This window comes from Pseudomonas sp. CHM02 (assembly GCF_000612585.1).
In the GTDB taxonomy this organism is placed as follows: domain Bacteria; phylum Pseudomonadota; class Gammaproteobacteria; order Pseudomonadales; family Pseudomonadaceae; genus Aquipseudomonas.
In genome coordinates, this window is the sequence record NZ_JFCA01000016.1 from 24,652 (window position 1) to 43,326 (window position 18,675).

The 18,675-nt window shown below is 59.6% G+C and carries 20 protein-coding genes and 1 tRNA gene; 10 read left to right on the forward strand and 11 right to left on the reverse strand.

Features of this window, described 5'->3' with window-relative positions; translation table 11 throughout:
- Window positions 1-63: 63 nt before the first annotated feature.
- The 3 genes from BM70_RS0110815 to BM70_RS0110825 form a co-directional block, all read right to left on the reverse strand.
- A complete protein-coding gene (locus tag BM70_RS0110815) occupies window positions 64-375 on the reverse strand; it encodes an AzlD domain-containing protein (protein WP_025856025.1) in 312 nt (103 codons plus the stop codon).
- Window positions 372-1,067 carry an AzlC family ABC transporter permease gene (locus tag BM70_RS0110820; RefSeq protein ID WP_025856026.1) on the reverse strand — a complete coding sequence of 232 codons (696 nt, stop codon included), beginning with the start codon at window positions 1,065-1,067 and terminating at the stop codon, window positions 372-374. The genes BM70_RS0110815 and BM70_RS0110820 overlap by 4 nt, the downstream gene beginning before the upstream one ends.
- A 71-nt stretch (window positions 1,068-1,138) precedes the next feature.
- A complete protein-coding gene (locus BM70_RS0110825; protein ID WP_025856028.1) occupies window positions 1,139-1,354 on the reverse strand; it encodes a hypothetical protein in 216 nt (71 codons plus the stop codon).
- A gap of 250 nt (window positions 1,355-1,604) precedes the next feature.
- Between BM70_RS0110825 and BM70_RS0110830 the strand changes: the two genes are divergently transcribed.
- The 5 genes from BM70_RS0110830 (at window position 1,605) to BM70_RS0110845 (ending at window position 7,842) form a co-directional block, all read left to right on the forward strand.
- Window positions 1,605-2,888, forward strand: coding sequence for an arsenic transporter (locus tag BM70_RS0110830; protein WP_025856029.1), 1,284 nt, complete (start codon window positions 1,605-1,607; stop codon window positions 2,886-2,888).
- Between the two features lie 398 nt (window positions 2,889-3,286).
- A complete protein-coding gene (locus BM70_RS32295) occupies window positions 3,287-3,580 on the forward strand; it encodes a hypothetical protein (protein WP_081782053.1) in 294 nt (97 codons plus the stop codon).
- Between the two features lie 223 nt (window positions 3,581-3,803).
- Window positions 3,804-6,518, forward strand: coding sequence for a magnesium-translocating P-type ATPase (gene mgtA / locus BM70_RS0110835; RefSeq protein WP_025856030.1), 2,715 nt, complete (start codon window positions 3,804-3,806; stop codon window positions 6,516-6,518).
- A 136-nt stretch (window positions 6,519-6,654) separates the two neighbouring features.
- Complete coding sequence (locus BM70_RS0110840) at window positions 6,655-7,002, forward strand: DUF2493 domain-containing protein (protein ID WP_025856031.1); 348 nt, start codon at window positions 6,655-6,657, stop codon at window positions 7,000-7,002.
- A gap of 18 nt (window positions 7,003-7,020) precedes the next feature.
- Complete coding sequence (locus tag BM70_RS0110845) at window positions 7,021-7,842, forward strand: hypothetical protein (RefSeq protein ID WP_025856032.1); 822 nt, start codon at window positions 7,021-7,023, stop codon at window positions 7,840-7,842.
- Here BM70_RS0110845 and BM70_RS0110850 read toward each other — a convergent pair.
- Window positions 7,839-8,528, reverse strand: a complete 690-nt coding sequence (locus BM70_RS0110850; protein WP_025856033.1) for a tellurite resistance TerB family protein — start codon at window positions 8,526-8,528, stop codon at window positions 7,839-7,841. The genes BM70_RS0110845 and BM70_RS0110850 overlap by 4 nt on opposite strands.
- A gap of 124 nt (window positions 8,529-8,652) precedes the next feature.
- Here BM70_RS0110850 and BM70_RS0110855 point away from each other — a divergent pair, with 124 nt between their 5' ends.
- A complete protein-coding gene (locus tag BM70_RS0110855; RefSeq protein WP_025856034.1) occupies window positions 8,653-9,180 on the forward strand; it encodes a DinB family protein in 528 nt (175 codons plus the stop codon).
- 220 nt (window positions 9,181-9,400) lie between these two features.
- Window positions 9,401-9,682, forward strand: a complete 282-nt coding sequence (locus BM70_RS0110860) for a hypothetical protein (protein WP_025856035.1) — start codon at window positions 9,401-9,403, stop codon at window positions 9,680-9,682.
- A 52-nt stretch (window positions 9,683-9,734) separates the two neighbouring features.
- On the opposite strand, the gene BM70_RS0110865 is transcribed toward BM70_RS0110860, so the two are convergent.
- The gene (locus BM70_RS0110865) at window positions 9,735-9,926 is read right to left on the reverse strand and encodes a hypothetical protein (protein WP_025856036.1); all 192 of its coding nucleotides are present in this window, start codon (window positions 9,924-9,926) and stop codon (window positions 9,735-9,737) included.
- Between the two features lie 386 nt (window positions 9,927-10,312).
- Here BM70_RS0110865 and BM70_RS0110875 point away from each other — a divergent pair.
- The 3 genes from BM70_RS0110875 to BM70_RS0110885 all read left to right on the forward strand — a co-directional run bounded on the left by BM70_RS0110875 (window position 10,313) and on the right by BM70_RS0110885 (window position 11,424).
- Window positions 10,313-10,399: transfer RNA gene (locus BM70_RS0110875), tRNA-Leu, on the forward strand.
- A gap of 164 nt (window positions 10,400-10,563) precedes the next feature.
- Entirely contained in the window at window positions 10,564-10,773 is a 210-nt protein-coding gene (locus BM70_RS0110880) for a hypothetical protein (RefSeq protein ID WP_025856037.1), read from the forward strand.
- Between the two features lie 177 nt (window positions 10,774-10,950).
- The gene (locus BM70_RS0110885; RefSeq protein WP_025856038.1) at window positions 10,951-11,424 is read left to right on the forward strand and encodes a hypothetical protein; all 474 of its coding nucleotides are present in this window, start codon (window positions 10,951-10,953) and stop codon (window positions 11,422-11,424) included.
- Between the two features lie 16 nt (window positions 11,425-11,440).
- Here the strand turns inward: BM70_RS0110885 and BM70_RS0110890 are convergent, their stop codons facing one another.
- From BM70_RS0110890 to BM70_RS31195, 6 genes are all read right to left on the reverse strand, one after another.
- A complete protein-coding gene (locus BM70_RS0110890; protein ID WP_025856039.1) occupies window positions 11,441-11,956 on the reverse strand; it encodes a lysis system i-spanin subunit Rz in 516 nt (171 codons plus the stop codon).
- Window positions 11,953-12,486, reverse strand: coding sequence for a glycoside hydrolase family 19 protein (locus BM70_RS0110895; RefSeq protein WP_025856040.1), 534 nt, complete (start codon window positions 12,484-12,486; stop codon window positions 11,953-11,955). The genes BM70_RS0110890 and BM70_RS0110895 overlap by 4 nt, the downstream gene beginning before the upstream one ends.
- A 57-nt stretch (window positions 12,487-12,543) precedes the next feature.
- Window positions 12,544-12,885 carry a hypothetical protein gene (locus BM70_RS0110900; protein ID WP_155952148.1) on the reverse strand — a complete coding sequence of 114 codons (342 nt, stop codon included), beginning with the start codon at window positions 12,883-12,885 and terminating at the stop codon, window positions 12,544-12,546.
- Entirely contained in the window at window positions 12,882-14,090 is a 1,209-nt protein-coding gene (locus BM70_RS33600; protein ID WP_025856042.1) for a hypothetical protein, read from the reverse strand. Before BM70_RS33600 ends, BM70_RS0110900 begins: the two co-directional genes overlap by 4 nt.
- Window positions 14,091-14,099: 9 nt before the next feature.
- Entirely contained in the window at window positions 14,100-14,756 is a 657-nt protein-coding gene (locus BM70_RS32305; RefSeq protein WP_081782054.1) for a hypothetical protein, read from the reverse strand.
- Between the two features lie 331 nt (window positions 14,757-15,087).
- Window positions 15,088-18,654 carry a phage tail protein gene (locus BM70_RS31195; protein WP_043274210.1) on the reverse strand — a complete coding sequence of 1,189 codons (3,567 nt, stop codon included), beginning with the start codon at window positions 18,652-18,654 and terminating at the stop codon, window positions 15,088-15,090.
- Window positions 18,655-18,675 lie beyond the last annotated feature (21 nt).

Consider the following 18,675-nt stretch of genomic DNA (forward strand, 5'->3'; position numbering starts at 1 on the left):
GACGCTCATTTTTAGAAGTCTCCCTTCTGCCCGCCCTCCCGCGGGCTTTTTTCGCCTGGCTTTTCAAAGCAGCCAGCGGAACAGATAGAACAACGCCATGCTCAGCAGCACGGTCATCAACACGTTGCGCGTCCAGAACATCAACGCCACCGCGCTGATGCCCGCCAGCAGGTACGGGTTGGCCGGGCTCAGGTTGAGTTGGTGGTCGGCCAGGAAAATGATCGGCCCACAGATCGCCGTGAGCATCCCCGGCACGGCAAACCCCAGGAACTCCCGCGCGCCACGGTTGAGGCGTACCGGCAGTCGCGGTTCGATAAACAGGTAACGGTTGAAAAATACCACCAGGCCCATGGCCACAATCATGACGTAGATCATCGTTGCCCCACTCCCAATCGCTTGCACGCATACCCCGCGCTCATGCCCAGCACGCCGGACACCACCACCGCCGATTCCCAGTGCAGGAAACTCAGCCATACCGAAAACAGCAACGACACGGCTACGCAGACCACCGTCGGGAGGTCACGCACCACCGGCGTGATCAACGCGATAAACGTGGCGGCGATGGAAAACTCCAGGCCCAGTTGATCGAGGCCGGGAATGCTCTTGCCGAGCACGATGCCGGCCAGGGTGAACAGGTTCCAGGCGATATAAAACGTCAGCCCGACGCCCAGCGCATACCAGCGATTGAAGGTCTCGCGGTCGTAGTGGCTGACCAGTGCGAAGAATTCGTCGGTGAGCAGAAAGCCCAGGCTCATGCGCCAACGGGTCTTGAGCGGTGACAGAATCGGGCGCAAGTGCATGCCATAGAGCAAATGCTGGGAAGTCAGCAGCAACGTGGTCAGTACGATGGAAATCAGGCTGGCGCCGCTCTTGACCATGCCGATGGCAACCAGTTGCGCGGCACCGGCAAACACGATGGCGGACAAGCCCTGGGCTTCCAGCGGGCTGAATTGTGCATCAATGGCCATGGAACCGGCCAGCAGCCCCCATGGCGCACAGGCCAGGGACAGGGGAATGACGGCGATGGCGCCGCGAGCGAAGGCGTAATGAGGTAAGGCGGTAGGCATGGAAACGGCTCATCGACAGACAGTCGACAAGCATGCCAGCGCAACAAGGGGCTTGTCTTGAACGATCTTGCTCAGGCGAGCCGGACCGACACCTGCTCCACCGAATCACGCGCTTCGCGCAGTTCGTGGGCATCCTGATTGAGCCGGTGGATGGTATTGAGCAGGCGCTGGCGCAGCACTTCATCACCGAGTTTTTCGACGGCGCGCATCAGGTCGAACGCCGCGGTTTCGTTATTTTCCGCGACGGAATCCAGGGTCTTGCGCAGGTTGCGAGTGGCACGGGTCACGCGGGGTCTTCCTTCATCAGCAATGGGCAGGCATTTTAGGACATTCGTGTTTCATTTTAATTTCAATCACTTGTGGCGGATTCAAAGGCGTTTGATCCATATCAATTGAAACCGGGTTTGACCGTTACTTCAGCGACGACGCCATCGAATTCACCTGCAGGCGAACTTTGCGATCGCGAACTGATCCATGCTTTGCCCCACCGACCACGGCGCGCCAGCAACACTTGCTGGGCCATCGGAGCGTTAACCCATGCTTGTCGCAATTGCCATTTTCATCTTCACCATCGTATTGGTCATCTGGCAGCCCAAGGGTCTGGGGGTGGGCTGGAGCGCCACGATGGGCGCGATCCTGGCCCTGGCCTTCGGCGTGATCAGCCTGGGTGACATTCCGGTGGTGTGGCACATCATCTGGAATGCCACCGGGACCTTTGTCGCGCTGATCATCATCAGCCTGTTGCTGGACGAGGCCGGTTTCTTTGCCTGGGCCGCCCTGCATGTGGCGCGCTGGGGGCGCGGACGCGGCCGGCGATTGTTTGCCTATATGGTGCTGCTCGGCGCCCTGGTCTCGGCGCTGTTCGCCAACGACGGCGCGGCGCTGATCCTGACGCCGATCGTGATGTCGATGCTGCTGGCGCTGCGCTTTTCTCCGGCAGCGACCCTGGCGTTCGTGATGGGAGCAGGCTTTATCGCTGACACGGCGAGCCTGCCGCTGGTGGTGTCGAACCTGGTCAATATCGTTTCGGCGGACTACTTCAAGATCGGCTTCAACGAATACGCCGCCGTGATGGTGCCGGTGAATGTCGTCAGCGTCGCGGCCACACTGGCGGTGCTGCTGTGGTTCTTCCGTCGCGATATCCCGCAGACCTACGACCCTGCCGACCTCGAAGATCCCGCCAGCGCCGTCCACGACCGTGCCACCTTCCGCGCCGGCTGGTGGGTGCTGGGCATCCTGTTGGTAGGTTGCTTTGCCCTGGAGCCGTTGGGCATTCCGATCAGCGCGATTTCCGCCGTGTGCGCCGTGCTCCTGCTGGTGATCGCCGCCAAGGGCCACAAAATTTCCACGCGCAAAGTGCTGAAGGAAGCACCGTGGCAAATCGTGATCTTTTCCCTCGGCATGTACCTGGTGGTCTACGGCTTGCGTAACGCCGGCCTCACCACCTACCTGGCCACCTGGCTCGATACCTTCGCCACTTATGGCGTGTGGGGCGCGGCCATGGGCACCGGTGTGCTGACGGCATTGTTGTCCTCGGCGATGAACAACCTGCCGACGGTGTTGATCGGCGCGCTGTCGATCGAGTCCAGCCATGCCGTCGGCGTGGTCAAGGACGCGATGATCTACGCCAACGTGATCGGCAGCGACCTGGGCCCGAAAATCACCCCCATCGGCAGCCTGGCCACCTTGCTGTGGCTGCACATCCTGGCACGCAAGGGCATCATCATCACCTGGGGTTACTACTTCAAGGTCGGCATCGTGCTGACCCTGCCGGTGCTGTTGATCACCCTCGCCGCCCTCGCCTTGCGCCTGAGCCTTTAGCGGAGAATATTGCGGGCAATCAGTAAGTCTGTAGCGTGGTATTGATCTATCTGGCAGTTCTGGCGGCACAGGGCAAATGAAGTTATATACCCGTCAACTTGCGAGTGCCTCTTGTCTGAATGAACTCTGAACATCGGGCACTTTAATTAATCATGCGTTGACATTTTGTAACCGCCTGAGTAGATTGCCCCTGCCCGCCACTGGGGCCTTTTTTAAACCTCACAAAAGAAGCCAATGGACACAGTATCTAGTCGCTGTCCGAGCACCGCATCTGCGGGCATCGGGCGCCAAATCCAGAATATGACAGGACTTGCCTCCCCGGTCCGGTAAGCTGCGCTGGAGCTCGATGCTCCACCGTAACTGCCTCGCCGGTCGCCCGTCCGGTCCCGAGGTGTGTTATGACCTTGCTAACCCTTGCTTTGCCCGATGTACGCACCCTTGCCGCCGCCCTGCGCGCCAAGCTGTGCCGCGAGCCTGTTGGCTTTTCGCCAACTCGTTCAGCCTTTGCTGCACCCTCCCCCCAAGTGCGCCCGGCCCCTCCGCTGGCGCACTGGCGTGTCTGCCCTGCCACCGGCCAATTGGTCCAGCAGTGGGACCACGCCGACCCTCAAGACCCACAAAGACCGCAGGTTTCCAGACCGGCCCAGACCGGCCTGCTGCTCGGTCTTTACCTGAGCGCTCGCGCCGCCTGAACCGGCTGGAAACAGCAACTTCCCAATTAAGACCCTGGAGTTCTTTATGAACACTTCCAGTTGTAAACCGCTGCGCGCGTTTTAACTAACGCACCCGTAGAAGTTATGTAAGTACCTTATTTAAACCGATCGCGAAGTTAGCGACTCGGCATGCTTTCGCTCGCCTGCAGTCAGGTAAGTACCGGGTATGTTTTGTCGAAAATTGGCGACAGGAGTACACACAATGAGCGCCGTAAAAAACCCGCCGCTGCACAAGAAAAATGGCACCGATGCCGACACCAAACTGTCGATGCGTGCCGCCCGCGAAGCCCACAACGGCCTGTCGGCCACCCTGGCGAACGTACGTGCCACCCAGGATGGCCTGACCGAGCTGGACGCCTCTGCCCGTCTGCAACGGGAAGGCTACAACGAAGTCGCCCATGACAAGCCGCCTCACGCCATCGTCCAGTTCCTGCAGGCACTGAACAACCCGTTCATCTATGTGCTGCTGACCCTGGGCGGGATCAGCTTCTTCACCGACTGCTGGCTACCAATGCAGGAAGGCGAAGACGCAGACCCGACCAAAGTCATCATCATCATGACCATGGTGCTGCTCAGCAGCCTGCTGCGCTTCTGGCAGGAACACCGTTCGGCCAAATCTGCCGAAGCCCTGAAAGCCATGGTACGCACCACGGCCACCGTGTTGCGCCGTGAGCAGGTAGGTTCGCAACCCACCCTGCGCGAAGTGCCGATGCGCGAGCTGGTGGCCGGCGATATCGTGCAGCTGTCGGCCGGCGACATGATCCCGGCGGACATCCGCTTGATCGAATCCCGCGACCTGTTCATCAGCCAGGCGGTGCTGACCGGCGAAGCCTTGCCGGTGGAGAAGTACGACACCCTCGGCGATGTCACACAGAAATCCGCCGGGCCGGTGGCTGCCGACCAGGGCAACCTGCTGGACCTGCCCAACATCTGCTTCATGGGCACCAACGTGGTCAGCGGCCGCGCCAAAGCCGTGGTGGTCGCCACCGGGCCGCGCACTTACTTTGGCTCCCTGGCCAAGGCGATTGTCGGCTCTCGGGTGCAAACCGCCTTCGACCGTGGGGTGAACAGCGTCAGCTGGTTGTTGATCCGCTTCATGCTGGTGATGGTGCCGATCGTGTTCTTCCTCAACGGTTTCTCCAAGGGCGACTGGGGCGATGCGTTCCTCTTCGCGCTGGCGGTTGCGGTGGGCCTCACCCCGGAAATGCTGCCGATGATCGTCAGCGCCAACCTGGCCAAGGGCGCGAACGCCATGGCCAAGCGCAAAGTGGTGGTCAAGCGCCTCAATGCGATCCAGAACTTCGGTTCGATGGACGTGCTGTGCACCGACAAGACCGGCACCCTGACCCAGGACAAGATCATCCTCGAGCATCACGTCAACGCCTTTGGCCAGCGTGATGACGCAGTGCTGTCCCTGGCCTGGCTCAACAGCTATCACCAGAGCGGCATGAAGAACCTGATGGACCGGGCCGTGGTGCAGTTCTCGGAGCAGAACCCTAAGTTCCAGGTGCCATTTGCCTACAGCAAGGTCGATGAGCTGCCGTTCGACTTTGTCCGCCGTCGCCTGTCGATCGTGGTCAAGGATGCCGCTGACGACCAATTGCTGGTGTGCAAAGGCGCCGTGGAGGAGATGCTGAGCATTTCCACGCACATGCTGGAAGCCGGTAAAGCCGTGCCGCTGGATGAGCGCCGCCGCGAGGAATTGCTGGCGCTGGCCAACGACTACAACGAAGACGGTTTCCGTGTGCTGGTGGTGGCCACCCGTCACATCCCTAAATCGCTGGCACGCCAGCAGTACACCACCGCCGATGAGCGCAACCTGGTAATCCAGGGCTTCCTGACCTTCCTTGATCCACCGAAGGAAACCGCAGGCCCTGCCATTGCTGCACTGCAACAGATCGGCGTGGCGATCAAGGTGCTGACCGGCGACAACGCCGTGGTCACCAGCAAGATCTGCCGCCAGGTCGGCCTGGAGCCGGGCGAGCCGCTGCTGGGTGCCGAAATCGAAGCGATGGACGACGCCACCCTGCTGCGCCGTGTGGAAGAACGCACCGTGTTCGCCAAACTGACACCGCTGCAGAAATCCCGGGTGCTCAAGGCGCTGCAAGCCAATGGGCACACCGTGGGCTTCCTCGGTGACGGCATCAACGATGCGCCGGCGCTGCGCGATGCCGACGTGGGTATCTCGGTGGACAGCGGTACTGACATTGCCAAGGAATCGGCCGACATCATCCTGCTGGAAAAGAGCCTGATGGTGCTGGAAGAAGGTGTGCTCAAGGGCCGTGAAACCTTCGGCAATATCATGAAGTACCTGAACATGACCGCCAGTTCCAACTTCGGCAACGTGTTCTCGGTGCTGGTGGCGAGTGCGTTCATTCCGTTCCTGCCGATGCTGTCGATCCACCTGCTGCTGCAGAACCTGATGTACGACATCTCCCAGCTGGCCCTGCCGTGGGACAAGATGGACAAGGAATACCTGGCCAAGCCACGCAAGTGGGATGCCAAAAACATCGGCCGCTTCATGATCTGGATCGGGCCGACCTCATCGATCTTCGACATCACCACCTTTGCGCTGATGTGGTACGTGTTCGCCGCCAACAGTGTGGAAATGCAGACCCTGTTCCAGTCCGGTTGGTTTATCGAGGGCCTGCTCTCGCAAACCCTGGTGGTGCACATGCTGCGTACCCGCAAGATCCCGTTCTTCCAGAGCACCGCCGCCTGGCCGGTGTTGATGATGACCTGCGTGGTGATCGTGCTGGGGATCTACGTACCGTTCTCGCCGCTGGGCACCCTGGTGGGCCTGCAACCGCTGCCGATGGCGTACTTCCCATGGTTGGTGGGCACCCTGCTCAGCTACTGCTGCGTGGCCCAATTGATGAAGACGATCTACATCCGCCGCTTCAAGCAGTGGTACTGAGTTTCACACTGCCCCTCCTTGTAGGAGCCGGCTTGCCGGCGATGGCGTCCCGTTAAACAACGGTGACCCCAAGGGCCTCATCGCCGGCAAGCCGGCTCCTACGCAAAGGCAGCGTTTGCCATGTAAGGAAATTTTTATGCGCGTCTTGATCTGTGCAGGTCGTCATTACGCCGACACCCACATGTCCCGCCAAGTGCTGGACGCTTACCATCGCCTGCGCCCGGTGCGGGTACTCATTCACGGCGGCAACCAATTCCTCGGCAGCGACGTCGAGGACTGGGCGCGGGAACTGGGCATCGACGTGGTGCGCTACCCGCCCAACTGGCAACGCCACGGCAAACAGGCGGAACGCCAGCGCAACCATTTCATGCTCACCGACAGCCGCCCCGATGTGGTCATCGCCCTGCCCGGTGGGGACGACACCTGCGAGCTGGTCTGCCAGGCCAAGGCCAGCGGCATTTCGGTGCTGACCGTAGAAAGCTGAATTCACGCGAGGTGCATCATGCACAAAAAACACACCCCTGGCCGCCAGGACGGGTTCGCCAAATACCGTGCGCGTCACTACCGGGGCGCACGCCACACTTTACTGTTGCTACCGCCGGCCAGACGCCGTGCGTTGCAGCGCAACCTGATCTTTATCGGGTTGACCCTGGGCATTCTGTTGGTGATTGCCTTGCTGTCGAAGGCCAATGCAGCCGGTGGCGCGTATGGGGTCGACGATGGCGCGATCAATGCGCCAGGCGAATGCAATGTCGACGCCTGGTACACCGCCAATCGGCACGATGGCAGTACCCACAATGAAACGCTGTCGCCGGCGTGCACGTTCGCCGCGATGCCCTTGGTGCAATGGGGCGTGGCCCTGTCACGTGCCACTGACCCGGAGCAAGGTGAAACTCAGGTCAGCCCGCAGCTCAAGGCGCAGGTGTGGTCGCGGCAAGACTTGGGCCTGGAAATGGCCGTGGCTGCCGGCGCGCACATTGCGCTGGATCGCCGGCACGGTTTTGATGGCGCAGACTTCAACATTCCGTTGACGTGGCAGCCGCTGGAGCCACTGCGGCTGAACCTGAATGCCGGCTGGTCCCATGCCTATAACGACGGCGATCAACAGCATCGCCTGACCTGGGGCAGCGGCGTGGAATACCAGGTAGCGCCTGTGTTGACGCTGATCGCCGAGCGTTACGGCCAGGATGGCGGCGATCAGGCCTGGCAGGCCGGGCCCAGGTTTCATCTGGGCGAGTTTGTCGACGTCGACCTGATCGTCGGGCGCAGCCTGATCGGCGAGCGGACGCAATGGCTGACCACGGGTGCCACCTTACGTTTCTAGCCCTTGGCCTGCTGTTCCAGGTGCAGCTGCAATTGCGGGTCGATCTGCAGTTGCCCCGCCAGGTCATCGAGATAATTGCGTTCGGCGTCCTGCTGATCATCCACCAACATCACACTGGCCAGGTACACCTCCGCCGCCACCGCCGGGTCGCTGGCGAACTCGGCGAAATCCGCGGCATCCAGGGGCTTGGCGACTTCGGCGTCGAGCCACTGCTGCAGTTGCGGGTCGTCGGTATGCCGGCCCAGTTCGCTGGAAATCAGCTGTTGTTCTTTTTCATCGATGCGCCCGTCAGCCTTGGCGGCCGCGATCAAGGCGCGCAATACGGCGTGGCTGTGGGCCTCGGCTTCAGGGCCGTCAAGCTGGTCCACCGTCTGGAAGGCTTGCTGCGGCGCATGGGCTTGCTGGCGCTGCCAGGCCTGATACGCCTGAAACGCCGCCATGCCCAGGGATGCCAGCGCGGCGTAGTTCATCCCGCCGGAGCGCCCCCGTGCCGCAGGCGTGCCCGTTGCCCCTCCCAGCAGGCCGCCAAGGCCGCCCAACAGACCTCCCAAACCGCCGCCGGCCGAAGCATTGCCGGTGCTGCTGCCTTTCAATAAACCGCCGAGCAGCCCGCCCAGACCGCCTGAGGGAGCACTGCCCCCTTGCCCGGTGCGCAAGAGTTGCTCCAGTAAGTCGCTGGTGTTCATGGTGTCACCCTCCCAGGGCGCAATATTGGCGTCCAACAACCATAGCCCGCCCGTGCCGGAACACCATGACCGCCGGGCGGGCACGGCCTATCATGGCGTCATCGTGCCTTCGAGGGAACACCCAGTGAACCGGATTGAGCACATCGTATTGATGGCGAGCTACAACCAGTGGATGAACCGCAAGCTCTACGACGTGGCCAGCACCTTGTCGGATGCCGAGTTGCGCATGGACCGCCAGGCGTTTTTCGGCTCGATCCTCGGGACGCTGAACCATTTGGCCTTGGGCGACACGGTCTGGCTCAAGCGTTTTGCCCAGCACCCCGCAGGCTACGCAGCGCTGGCGCCATTGCACACGATCGCAACACCTGTCGATCTCCAGCAACTGGCCTTTGCCGATCTGCATGAGCTGGCGGTCCGTCGCGCCTGGCTGGACCAGCTCATCATCGACTGGGTCAGCACCGTGCAGGAGTCCGACCTCGATCATCGCCTGCACTACCACAACATGCGGGGTGTAGCCGCCGATAAAGACTTCTTCAGCCTGCTGGTGCATTTCTTCAATCACCAGACCCACCACCGGGGCCAGGCAACGACGTTGCTGGCCCAGGCGGGGTTGGATGTGGGGACTACAGATTTACTGGCGCTGATCGACTGAATGTGGCTGGGTGTCGACACTCATCATCGCTTCCTTTTTATTGATGGGTTGCGTGGCAGGTCAACGTCCAGGCCAGGGGTTGAACAGGCCCGCAAACCAAACCGAACGCTGTCACGCCGATGGGGTCGAAATCCCAGGTGCCGGGATTTCTATCGCCCCGCCCTCCCCGCGTGCATTGTGGGTCTACCAATGCGCGTACCCCCAAGAAGGAGACGCTTACATGGTCATTCACTTCAAAGTCGCAGGGCACTTGGCCTGTGGCCACCACGGTACCAACCTCCCATCCAGCACTGAGCTGAACCGAGTCAAATGCCGTACCTGCCGCAACACCGAAGCCTACAAGGAAGCGCGCCGCACCCAGCGCAACGCCGCCCGCCGCGCCAACCGCAAAGCCAGGACCCACTCGGTCATCGACTGGCGCAGCGCCTGGACGCAACGCCTGACCGACCTGCCCGGCTTGCAGCGTTTGCCACGCGGTTTCAGTGGCCAGCCCTTCGTCTGAGCCACAGATGCAAAAAAGCCCCGGACGAACCGGGGCTTGTTTTTACGTTCACTCAATCATCATTGGAAACCGGCCTGTTCCGCACGCGGTAGCACGGCAGCGTCGCGGCGTAGGCCAATGCCTGCTCGCGGGAGTTGAACGACGCCAACCGGTCCTGGGGCGTGCACACGCGCCACGGTCCGAAGTTGACCTGCACCACGTCGTATCCATTGATGTGCAGCTTGTTCAGCATTGGAGCGCTCATAGTCACCTCGCTTTCCTGAGATGTTGCCAGCGTTGAAACCCTACCTTACACCCGCATCCAGGGTGATGACCGACCGCGTGTCGCGGCGCCAGGTTACTTGACCTTGCTGCTCAAGGAATCGAGGCTGCGCTTGAACTCATCGAATGCGCGATCCTGCGCGTCCAGCTTTCTGTTCAGATCTTGCAGCCCGCCATCACTGCCTTTCTGCGCCGCTTGCAGCTTGTTCCCGTGCTGTGGGAATACACTGGCCAACCCCCTCAACGCAGGTGTAGATCACTGATCTGCCACGCTTTTTCAGGCGCGCCCTTGTGCAATAAACCGACCTTCCGACCTTGCGCCGAAGCGCCTGGGTCTATATATTCCCAACCCTGCTACACCGCGCTACCGCCCGAATGGCGAAACTGGTAGACGCATGGGACTTAAAATCCCCCGCTCGTAAGGGCGTCCCGGTTCGATTCCGGGTTCGGGCACCAAGGATATCAAGGGCTTGCATGATAAACTTCGTGCAGGCCCTTATCTTTTACGCTTCGCAATTTCCAAGCTTGCTCCGCAATTTCCATCTCCGGCGTCCTGCCGACGAACATAAACCACTCCAAAGACCAACTGCTAAGCTGTTCACTCCACCAGAGGAACGCCGATGCCCAACTCAGACCTGATTCCCTCGCTGCTCTCCAAGATCTACGAAAACCAACTGGCCCTCGAAGCATCGATCATGGAGCTTTCGAACTGGGTCGAGCAGCGCGGCTCCGCTGACGTGGCAGAAAATATCCGGGGCGCTCTGCACACCATCGACGAGAACGAAGAGTTCATCAAGCTGACCCTCGCTGTGCTCATGGCGCCTGACTGATCATCGGGTAAACCTGCAACGGGCTGAACAAGTGGGCATACGACAGTTGGGTGGCTTTAGGCGGGCTCGGGACAGACGTTGCGAGCGCTGACGATGTGGAAATTTATTTCCCGTCCAGGCTAAAGCAAGGTCGCCAGCGGACGATAGCATTACAACGTCTATAATCAAGGTTCTGCCATGCTAACAATCATGCCGTCCCCTCAAGCCCCCTCCCAGCCCTCCGTCCTGCCATCATCCTCAAAACCCGCCCCAGAAAGCGCTACTAAAGTATCCTCGGAGGAAAAACCAGTTGTTACGGAAGGGGTGAAAGTGACGATTTCCGGAGCAGGGCTACAAAAAGCCTCTGGATCCAAAAATGAAAATAGCGACATTGAGAATAGCGGCCTGCCAGACAGCATTCAGCAAACACTCAAGATGATCCGAGAGATAAAAAAGCAAATCGCTGAAAAGATGGCTGAACTGCAGGCGATAATGGCGGATTCCAGCCTATCGCCTGAGGATGCACGGATAAAGGCTAGCAATTTGCAAAGCCAATTGAGCTCGCTTAGTGGAGCGCTGAGTGTTGCTAACACGGCGCTATCAGAAGGCATGAAAAACCTGAAGCTAGGTCCAGATCAAGCTATAACGGCAACGACACTTGCAATGAAGTAGAGATTTTTATTTGACATCAGCGCGCTATAGCCCCGACGTACGCCTGGCACGCCCGCAGCGCGATTACGGCGTTATCCCCTTCGTTGGTGATGGCGATAATTCGTTGAGCATGCGCTGGGTCAAGTTGGGCTCGACGGGTTGCATGAACCACGCCGCCGGCTCCGGGGGCGGAAGGCACGTTGCAGCCACTGGCTGGATCCTCGGCGAGGAGGACTGACAGGCGCACATCAGCAGTAGCAAGACGGTCACGCAGGAGAGCCTGATTGCGCTGGGCATCGGATAATTCCTTGGTGTGTTGTTGGTCCTGGGCGGCGAGCTTCTGCTCTGTGGCCAGGCGCTTGTCCTGCTCGGTGCGGGCCTGGGCGGCAGCGGCATTGCTGATTGCCGCCAAATCATCCTTGTGCAGGGCGTCCTGCTCAGCGAGCTGCTTGCCCATGCGCCAGTCCTGAACCTGCCAGGTCACGCCTGCGGCGCCCGCCATCAGCACCAGGATCAGTACTACCAGGCCGGCCAGCTTCTGCACCGGCGTCATGCCAGCACCTTTTTTGCTCGCTCCCACAATTGCAGCCGATCTTCCAGGCCGTTCAGTTCACCGTTAATGCGGCGGGTGATCTTCGGGAAATCACCCTGATCCGCCAATGTGTTCAGGCCTTTCGTAGACCAGAACCAGGCCGCCGACATCGCTGCGTGCTGGGGCAGTTCAAGCAACTCCGGCTTGTCGATCAGGTCCAATCCCAGCGCTTCCCCGCACGCCGCATAGTTCGCGCGCCCGGTGATCTGGATCAGGCCGCGTCCGCGATACTTGGAGCCGTCGCCCTTAACTGTGTTACCAAGGTCGGCGCGCCCTTCGTAACCGGCCTGCTGTGCCGTCGGCCCCCAGATCTCGCGAAGCCAGCGTAACTGGCCTGACTCATGTCCGATCTGGGCAATGAATGCAGCAGCGCGCGCAGTACCCACGATGCCGTAGCGATTCATTGCGGTATTTAGAGCAGGAACAAAAACGCCGGCTTGGCGACCGGCGTTCGGGAGGATCTGCAGCAGCTGCTGCTCGGTGATCGGCATGACTTTCTCCAGGCAATAAAAAGCCCGCTCATGGCGGGCGCGGTGTTCGGGTAGCGATCAGCTTGGCGCCACTGGGCGCTTGCTGCTGTCGGGGAAGTCGTGGTTATCGCTGGTCCACCCAAGCAGGCCCAGCCAGTAACTTTTCCATTCCTCGGCGGAGCCCGGAATGTTTTTTGCGCCGTAATCAATGGCGGTAACATTCTGCTGAGCAATAGGCATCTGCTGGTCACGCCACTTGCTTTCCTCTTGCGCGGCTTTGGATGCGCTTGGTCCCCAACCAGAAGAAAGCCAAATTTGGTCGGCGTATTCCGGCGGCACGGCAACTTCAATCGAGCTTTCTGGCGGGTCTTGATCCCATCCGCCTAGAAATCTACCGCTGACATCAACGTAATATTTCATGCCGCCGCCCTGATTATCAATTGAGTATTTGTTGGTGTGCCCTGGTCCCCGGAGTTTTGGTTGACCATCCTAACCATTGTAGATCCGCACCTTACCGTTATAGAGGTTGCCGTTTTCCCATCGACTTGAGCGCCGAGATAGCTGCCACTGATAACTACGATAGCGTTGAATCGAGTCCCGACTGGTGTAGCGTTGAATGCTACCGTAGCAATTACCTCAATCTCGACATACTTAGGGATAGCACCAAGGCCATGCGTAAACGTCAGTTGCCCACCGACGGTCCATGCTGTTTGTGGGCTCTCGAAAAACTTAGTAAACGGCGCACTTAAAAGACTTTGCTTGGAGTCTAGTGCCGTCTGTAAGTCAGCCTGGGCGGAAAGCGAGCCGGTAATTGCGCCCCAGCTAGCACCTGATGAAAGCGGCACCCATGTGCCTGCCCCGCTCAACACCTTCAATCGATCAGCCACCGAGGGAGCTGGTACTAAGCCTTTCGTGCCCGCAACGCTAGCCGTCGCGCCGACCACAGGTTCGAGACCCTGCCGTACGCGGTCGAACCCATCGGCGGTTAGGGCGCGAAGTGAAGTAATGTCGTTGTTGTCGCCGCTCGCTGCCTTGCCTTCAGTAACCTCTTCAGCGTGCGCAGCCGAGTCTGCCGCTGCTGCTGCCGAGGCGGCCGCCGCTTGCTCGGATTGGATAATGGAATCCCTGGCTGTTTCTGATCGGTCGGCTGCCGCGCCAGACGCCTGTGCCGAGCCCTGGCTTTGCTGAGCGGCCAACTGCGCAGCGTCCTTGTTGTCGGTGGAGGCCTCAGCCGCAGCGCTTGCGATACCGGCCTGCTCAGTGGCATCAGCCTTCGACTGCCCGGCTGACTGTGCCGCCTCGGTCGCAGCCGCCACCTGCTCCTGCATGTCGGCCACACCACTGGCGATCACCTGTGTGGCAGCCCGCAAGGCATCAGCCGAATCTTTGACGTAGCCCTGCATTGGCGCCAGCGAGTAACCGCCAGCGGCCTCGGCCACGCCTTGGTAGTTAGGCGCGATGGATAGCGCTGTGTCGCTGGCAATGTTGGTGACTTCGTACCACTCACCATCAGGTCCGCGGAATGCATCACCGACGCGAGCGTTCGCGATGAAGGACGTTCCAGTTCCGAGCACGGCATTGCTGCCAGGTGTCACAGCAACTGTGCCTGTTTTGTACCAGGTCATGTAATACCCCTAGGAAATTGGTTTGGCCCAGACAACTGGCGTATATAAAGTTGTTTGTATATCGACACCGATCACTTGCATAACCAATCGGTTATTTCCATAGTCCCATACGGCGTACATATTTCCTTGTCTGGACGTTCCGCCCGCTACGTCCATAGCTATGTTATTAAGCAACATATAATCACCAGTATTCAACGGACTGAACGCCGTCCAGCTAAGCCTGTAAACACCAACACTCGTTTGCTCAGCGCCCAGATAACTCCAACTCGCGATAGTTCTTGTAAACTGAGCAGCGGGGGTTCCACTATCAAACAGTAGTTTTGATGTGGCATCCCAAATGCGAAACCCATACTTAGCTGTTGGTTGAGATTTGAATGCCGCGACAAACCAAGTGCCGGAGATCCCAACACCGGAAATTCCACGAAACGAGAAGCCCGTCCAGTTGCCGGCAGATCCATTGATTAAGCAGAAGCACAGAGTGTTTGACTGATTAAGCCTGACAAATACTAGCGGTGGTTCTGCGGTGGTAATCGTCACTGAAAAAGGAACAAATACACCTGAACCGTTTCCACTCCACGAGCCGCCATCCAACTTAACCAGCCTTGCAAACTCTGAATCAAGCACAACAACATCATTATTATTTGAAAACTTAACCCCAAAAGACATCACCTATACCTCATTACCATTAGACGTTGAGGTGCAGTTCCAACCGGCCCGGTATTTGTTCCTGGATATCCGTAATACAGCGTAACTCCGCCATTGCCCACAATTGGAGTGTACTGAATGGATGCAATGTTTTGAGCGGTAGTGTCATATGCAGCTATGGGTATGCAAACAGCTGAGTGAGTCGCTGGTGAAACTCCAGCTATTGGTATAAATACGCTCCTGCCGGCTACCCCAGGCCACTGAACAATGGCTGAGTAAATTACCCTCACGGTAAATGAGTTCTCGTCTAGTTCAAGGGCGCCGGTCGCGCCCCATACCCTTATGCCGTAACTCATGCCTCAAGATCCCCCCACTGGAAGCGCTTGCCGTCGTTCTCGTCGTAAACCTTGCCACCGCGATTGTTGATGGTCTGACGGCCACCCACGCCAACGGTGCTGTTTAACTCGAACTCTCCGGTTACGAAATTGATCATCAGTCCCGTTTTGCCAGGAACGTAATTTGCCGACTGGATGCTTTGAGTCAGTTTTGCCACGCCAATAGAAGCGTCCTGAATGAACGCGGAGCGCATGAAGACCTGCCCGTTTTGCACCGTGAACGGCGACGAGAGAACACCGTTGATGTCGTTCACCACAGCGAAGGTGTCAGCGCTCACCAGGAATTGGCTTTGCAGCACACCGTCGACGTTCTCGATGCCCAATCCCACGGATGCAGCTACGTACTGCCCGTTTTGGTTGAGCCTCATTTTCACCGACCACATGGTGGACAACTTGCCGTCAGTGTCAGCCTGGGCTCGACTTACTGTCTGGATGTCCGCTGAGTTGTCGTCGATCTTGACGCCGATCTGCTGGATGGCCTGGGCCGTCGCCTCTCTGTCGGTGACCACGACGCTTTCGAGCTCACTTACTGAGCCGCTGACCTCGCCCACCTCGGCGGTGAGTTCAGTCTGGCGCTGCACCATGGCCGCGTTCTGGGAGGCGCGCGTCTTCACTTCCTGCGCGAAACTCGCCGAGGCGTTGTAGCCCTGGAGTGCATCAGCAAGATCGCCTTCACCGGTGTCGTCTCTGTAGGCCGATTGCAAGGCCTGGAGGCTTGACGCCTGGGCCGTGACCACACCGTCCAACTCGGTGATGCTGGTGGTGTTGATCTCGACCTGGCGCGCCAGCCCGTTCGCGGTGACCAGCACCTGGCCCACGTCCACCCAGTACGCGGCGTTCGGCGGCGAGGTATCCACCGGTACCAATTGCGTAGCCTGGTAGATCCGCTTTCCAACAACCACCAGGTCGCCTTCGAGGTAGACCGACTCAGGGTCGTAGGCCGACAGCCCATCGAGCGCATCGATCTGCGCCTGCAAGCCTGGGATCTTGTCGATTTCGTCGACGATGTCCTGGCCAAGCTCCGTGCGCCCAACCTGTCCAGCAATCAAGTCCAGCACTGGATCCGCATTAGAGCTGGCCATGCCCATGACACCGTTGCCGACAGGGTAGAAAGGACCGATGTTGCCGGTGCGATCCACCAGGCGTGCCCAGAAGAAGAACTGCGCACCTGCCTGTAGGGCCTGCATGCTGTAATCCGCCTGGGGGTAGGCCAGGTCTGCCAGTTTCGATGCCGCCGACAGGTCATTGGCCTGGCCATACCAGAGCTCGGTGCGCTGGGTATCCTCGGCGCCAGCGGGGAAACCCCAGCGGATGCCGATGCCGAACAGTTCGCTGGTGGTGGACAGGAACGCCACCGCCGGCGGCAGGCCAACCTTCCCTTCCAGGTTGGTCAGGTTGGAATTCTTCCAGATCGAGGAGATCTCGAAGGCGCTCACCGAGCGAACCCGGGCCAGATAGGCACCCGAGTAAATACCGGTGACGTCCACGCTCGTCGCCCATGTGCGCTGCAGCTTTATCCAGTTGCCGCTGTCCTTGCGCCACTCCACGTCATACGCGACCGCGCCTGCCACGGCGGGCCACGAGATGTTCATGGTGCTGATCGCCAAGCCTTGATCGATAGCAACGTCAGACGTAACTGAGACGCTCTCCGGCGGCGGTACGACCGTAATGGGGATGACGCTGATCGGGCGCTCTTCCAGGCGAGCGCCAGTATCGATGCTGGGAAATTTGCTCGGTTCATACTGCAAAGCACTGATGTCGTAGTCGCCCTCTTGGGTTCTCGCGACCCTCATCACTCTGTAGAGGGGTATGGCGAGATCATCCGCATCGATAGCCCACTGAAGCTGTACCGCAGGCGATTCGCTGTAAGCAACCGTCACGGTTACGTTGCGGCCGCTCACGCTTTCGACGGTACGGCCTTCCGCCCGGCCGCCAGGTAGATTGATCACCAGCCGGTCGCCCGCTTTGGCCAGGGTATCGCGGTCCAAGGTAATGACCTTCCCCGCCGCTGCTGCAATGCGCCCGCCGATCTCACGGCCCGCCAGCAGCGAGTCGGCGACGGGGATGATAAAGCCTGGCAGCGGGATACGGCCTTCCATGCCGGTTCTGAAGCTGATGGTACGGTCCTGGTTGTTGCTCAGCACCAGCCATTTAGCGCGGCGCTGGGCTTCAGATGCCCGAGTACAGCCGATAGCACTGATCTCGGTTGGCTTGTCGCCCAGACGGCGCTGGAGCGGCAGATCGGCATAGACGGTGACGTCGGTGTCGTAATTGTTCAGTGGGTTGTCGTAGCTGACCAGGCAGCGAGTAAACCGTGTCTTCGCCGATGCGCTGCCATAGGATATCTTGCCGTCGATGACGTTCGACCGGGTGAAAACGTAGTCCATGTCCTGCGCCCGAGGCATATCAGCCTGCATGACCAGTTGGCCCTGCGCCCAATACGTCATGCCTCGGTAGATGCCGGCGATGTCGCGCAACAGGGACCAGGCATCAGCCTTGCCCTGAAGATTCATGTCGCACAGGAAGCGCGGCTCAACTCCTCCAGCCCCGTCAGACACTTGCTGGTCGCAGTACTGTGCGATGCGGTAGAGCTCCCACTTGTCCACCATCCATGGCTTGATGCGCCGGCCAAGGCCGAAGCGATCCTGGGTGCAGATGCCGAAGGTTACCCAGGCTGGGTTGTTGGTCCAAGCCTCCTTCATAGTGCCGTCCCAAGCACCTGTGTACGTCCTGGACACCGGATCGTAGTTGCTGGGCACCTGCCAGCGACGGGCCTTGCACTTCACCGTTACCGCCGGAATATTGGTGAACTGCTCAGCGTCGAATTCAATGAACAAGAGTGCTGTATTCGGGTAGCGCAGCTTGGCGTCGATCACCTCCGTGATGCCGGCGATCAGCATCGTATCCGCAACCTTGTTGCTGTTCTGGTTTGGTGTCAGGCGGCGTACGCGTATTTGCCATCCCGTGGTGGCGGGAGGCAGATCAACACGACGGGAGCGCTCGTAGCGCGTCGTGGTCTTGCCGTCTACGGCGTCCGGGAAAACTTGCTGATAAGCGCCGCCGTCCGTGGCCAGGTCGATTGCGTACTCGATACGGTATCCACCGACATTGCCCTCATCGTCCGAGCGTTGCAGCGCAGGCCATGCAAAGCGCACACGAACCGCTGACAGCTGAAGATTTGTGATCGAGCGCACCCAGGGCGTATCGCTGCGCAACTCAATGTTTAGAGAGGTCTCGCTCTCCACGGCCGGAATGCCAGGGATATAAGTTTGATCAACCGAGCCCGGGCGCCAGTCCCACTTCACGTTGGTAAAGTTGTAGTTGCCGCTGACATCGCGAATGGGCGTGTTGTCCAGGTAGATGTCGTAATCGGTGGGTGTGCCGTCAAATTCACCTTCCCCGACAGCGATGAGCAGCTTCGCTAGGTTTGTCGAGCGCAGGCTATCACTGGCTTCGACTGGCGACTTCGGCTTACTGCTGCCCCCCTTCTCGCCGCGTATTTCGATCTGTGCTGCTGCGCCCATACTTTCCTCCAGGCAATAAAA